Genomic DNA, 3738 nt, shown 5'->3' with positions numbered 1-3738 from the left:
CCCAAAGCGTGGTATGGAACAAGTTCATTAGCAAAAGATTGCCCTCGTATTCGTACCGCCTTGGGATTGCATCCGCAACTGGCTCACGAACGTTGGCAGGAGTTGGATTTGTTTGATGCATTATTAAACCAAACTCGCTATGTGGGTGAAATTGGGCTGGATGGCGGAAAAGAGTTTAAAACACATTGGGAAACCCAATTAAAGGTTTTTCGCCATATTTTAAGAAGTTCAGCAAAATCTGGAGGAAAAATATTAAGCATACATTCTAGAATGAGTGCAAATGCTGTACTAGATGAATTAATTCAAGTAAATGGTAATTTACCAATCCTTCATTGGTTTTCAGGCACAAAACAACAGCTAAAACGAGCGATTGAAATAGGCTGCTATTTTTCTGTAGGACCTGCAATGTTAAGCAGTAAAAAGGGTTATGAGTTGGTCAAACTAATGCCAATAGAAAAAATATTGATTGAAACCGATGGACCTTTTGGGTGTTTTAAAACACAAGCTTTACTACCCTGGAATGCCAATATTGGCATTGCAATATTAGCAGATATTTGGGGGATGAATACTTCAGAAGCTGAGAATATATTGAGACTAAATCTGTTTAGCTTAGTTTCTAAACATATATAACCCCCTTATTCCTTATGGATATAGGAAAATTGACGTTTGAAAGGCAGTAACATGACAGCCTGAAAAACAAACGCCTCCCTAATTTATTGATTAAGCATAAAAACCTGACAAAAACCTTTGTAAAAATCCCCTAAATCTCCCCAAGACATTGAGGGATTTTTGGGGATTTTACAAAGATCTCAGGCCGTCTGAAAGTATATTTTTCAGACGGCCTTTGTATTTGTTCAATGATTAGAACGGAATATCGTCGTCGATATCATCAACCGGAGCGGTCGGTTGTGCCGGTGCAGGACGACGGGCTGGGGCGGCTGGGGGCTCTTGAGCCGGAGCAGATTGGTATTGCTGTTGTGGTGCTTGTTGGTAGCTGCTTTGGCTTGAATGACCGCCTTGGCCTTGGTTGTAGCCGTCATCGTATGGTGCGCCGCCGCTGTTGTCGTTACGGCTGCCGAGCATTTTCATCTCATTGGCAATGATGTCGTAAGCGGTGCGCTCGATGCCGTCTTTGCCTTGGTATTTGCGGCTTTGGATACGGCCTTCCAGGTACACTTGGCTGCCTTTACGCAGGTATTGACCGGCGATTTCGGCGAGTTTGCGGTACATGGTGATGTTGTGCCATTCGGTACGTTCTACGCGTTGGCCGTTGCGGTCGTTCCACGTTTCGCTGGTGGCAATGCTGAAGTTACAGACGGCCTCGCCGTTGGGCATATAGCGGACTTCCGGGTCGCGGCCGAGACGGCCGATGAGGATAACTTTATTCAATGACATTTTACACTCCTGTGATAATTTTTTCGGCGGCCTCTTGGTCAAATCCTTTTTGCAAGGCCTTGATATAAATGGTTTGTTTGTCTGCGCTAAAGCTAATGCTTTCAACGCCTTCAATTTCGGTCAATTTTTGGTAGAGCAAATCCGGATTTTGTTGCCATTCGGCGTTAAGCTGATAGCTGAGGTTTTTGACGGGTTTCGGTGCAGGCGAAATGACTGCCAATACCAGCCACAGCAACATCAATACGCTACAAAAGGCAAATACGCCTGCAAAACCGTATTTTTGGAACAATAAACCACCGGTTGCGCCGCCGACAAACAAGCCGACCGACTGCATGGTGTTATACACGCCCATCGCCGTTCCTTTCAAATCGGACGGAGCGATTTTAGACACCATAGACGGCAGGCTGGCTTCCAATACATTGAAACCAATAAAGTAAACAATCAGATAAGCGGTAATCAACCATACCGAGTGCATTCCAAACAGCAAACCGATTTGCGCCGCGGCAATGCAGACGATACCAAGAATAAACACTTGTTTGAGTTTGTTGCGCGTTTCGCCGACGATAATCAGCGGCACCATAATAATCAGGCCGGTAATGGTTGAAGGCAGATAGACTCGCCAGTGATGGATTTTTTCCAAACCCAACTGCGTCATGGCAAACGGCAATGCGGTAAATAAAGCCATTTGCGCCGCATGCAAGGCAAAAATACCGAAGTCGAGATTGAGCAGTTGGCGGTTTTTCAATACCTCGCCCATACGAGAAGGCTGCGCCTGCGTGTCTTCGTGCATTTTTGACACTTCCGGATCAGGCGTCATCCAGGCAACCACGCCGATACTGATTACAGTCAGAATACCGGTCAGCGCAAACAGGCCGGATACGCCGATAAAGCTGGCAATCATCGGCGCAAGCACCAGGCTGACGGAGAAGGTCAAGCCGATACTCAGGCCGATCATCGCCATCGCACGCGTCCGCACTTCGTTACGGGTCAAATCCGCCAGCAAAGCCGTTACCGCCGCACTGACGGCACCCGCGCCTTGAATGGCACGCGCGGCAACCAACATCTGCAGGCTATCGGCAACTGCGGCCAAAAAACTACCTGCCGCAAACACAATCAAGCCGGCATAAATCACTTTTTTACGACCGAACTTGTCGGAAGCCATACCCAAAGGCAGCTGCAGCAAAGCCTGTGTCAGCCCGTAAATACCCATCGCCATACCGACCAGCGCTTTATTGTTTTCTGCGCCGGGCAACGAAGCGGCATACATCGCCAAGACAGGCAACACCAAAAACATCCCCAACATACGCAGTGCGTAAACGCCGGAAAGTGTGGTACTGGCACGCCACTCGTGCGGAAACATTTGAATGCGGTTATCTCTTGCCATAAATAATGTTTCAGACGGCCTTAAGTTTGCGAAAGGCCGTCTGAAAGTGTGAATTAACAGATTTTCTGATTATACAGGATTCAAAGGAATTGCATGGAGTCAAATCGCAAGCCGTTTATCGCAAACCTGCTTCATCGGTATAAAACGGTTTTAAAAAAACAACGTCACGCAAGATCTGCCCTATCCCATTATCCCCAATCAACCCCACTGCCATCTATTTCGCCACGCGCCTAACACGGCATTCGGATATTTGTTACTGCCCAAGCTGCCGTTAAACCTTGCCAAAGCGCGGACAATATTGCCTTTTTCGATATTGTTGTAATGGCGAAGAATGGTGCAGCCATAGCGCAGATTGGTGCGGATATCGAAAAGGTTGTGCGACGGATTGCCGATATAGTTTTTCCAAAACGGCATCACCTGCATCAAACCGCGCGCACCCACGCCGCTGATGGCATATTGGCGAAACGCACTTTCCACTTCAATCAAGCCCAAAATCACTTGAGTATTGAGTCCGGCACGACTGCTTTCGTATTGAATATTAATCAACAAACGGCGGCGCTCGCCCTCATCGGGAATAAAGCGTGCCAATCGGGAAGACATCGCTGTCAACCAACGTTCCCCTTCCCTCGAATCGGCAAACACCAGCCGCGCTGGGCTAGCGCTATTAATCGAACTGCGCATCACAGAAGCCACATCATCGGCCAGCGTTTCTTCACGTTGTGCCCCCGCCCATGCGGTCGCAGGTGTCAAAAGCATGGCTCCGCCAACTTGCAACAGACGGCGGCGCGATAAAAATAAGGAATCTTGGTTTTCCGATTTCATGTGTTTTCTCTTTTTAGGCCGTCTGAAAAGTTCAGACAGCCTTTGATATACTTGCTTAAAATCAGCATTATAAAATACATCTATGAGCAGAATCAAAGAGCTGTATACCTTTTATTGTCAAGTGATACCGCCTCAAG

At 47.4% G+C, this 3738-nt stretch carries 4 protein-coding genes; 1 reads left to right on the top strand and 3 read right to left on the bottom strand.

The annotated features are described in order from the left end of the window. A partial coding sequence (gene qatD, locus ACTHUT_RS15375) for a Qat anti-phage system TatD family nuclease QatD (RefSeq protein WP_440418992.1) occupies positions 1 to 630 on the top strand: 630 nt, incomplete at its 5' end. 231 nt (positions 631 to 861) lie between these two features. On the opposite strand, the gene ACTHUT_RS15370 is transcribed toward qatD, so the two are convergent. The 3 genes from ACTHUT_RS15370 to ACTHUT_RS15360 form a co-directional block, all read right to left on the bottom strand. Beyond that, entirely contained in the window at positions 862 to 1395 is a 534-nt protein-coding gene (locus ACTHUT_RS15370) for a single-stranded DNA-binding protein (protein ID WP_137040609.1), read from the bottom strand. A gap of 1 nt (position 1396) precedes the next feature. Beyond that, complete coding sequence (locus ACTHUT_RS15365; protein WP_070749619.1) at positions 1397 to 2779, bottom strand: MFS transporter; 1383 nt, start codon at positions 2777 to 2779, stop codon at positions 1397 to 1399. Positions 2780 to 2977: 198 nt separating this feature from the next. After that, positions 2978 to 3601: a lytic transglycosylase domain-containing protein gene (locus tag ACTHUT_RS15360; RefSeq protein WP_440418991.1), complete on the bottom strand. Its 624-nt coding sequence runs from the start codon at positions 3599 to 3601 to the stop codon at positions 2978 to 2980. Between the last annotated feature and the right edge of the window lie 137 nt (positions 3602 to 3738).

It is taken from the genome of Neisseria sp. P0022.S010 (genome assembly GCF_051956635.1).
The sequence above is the reverse complement of the archived record's forward strand: the minus strand, read 5'-3'. Positions and strand labels throughout refer to the sequence as shown.

Excerpts from the sequence above, each read along its gene's own strand:
- ACTHUT_RS15370 (WP_137040609.1), bottom strand. The coding sequence starts at position 1,395 with ATGTCATTGAATAAAGTTATCCTCATCGGCCGTCTCGGCCGCGACCCG.
- ACTHUT_RS15365 (WP_070749619.1), bottom strand. The coding sequence starts at position 2,779 with ATGGCAAGAGATAACCGCATTCAAATGTTTCCGCACGAGTGGCGTGCC.
- ACTHUT_RS15360 (WP_440418991.1), bottom strand. The coding sequence starts at position 3,601 with ATGAAATCGGAAAACCAAGATTCCTTATTTTTATCGCGCCGCCGTCTG.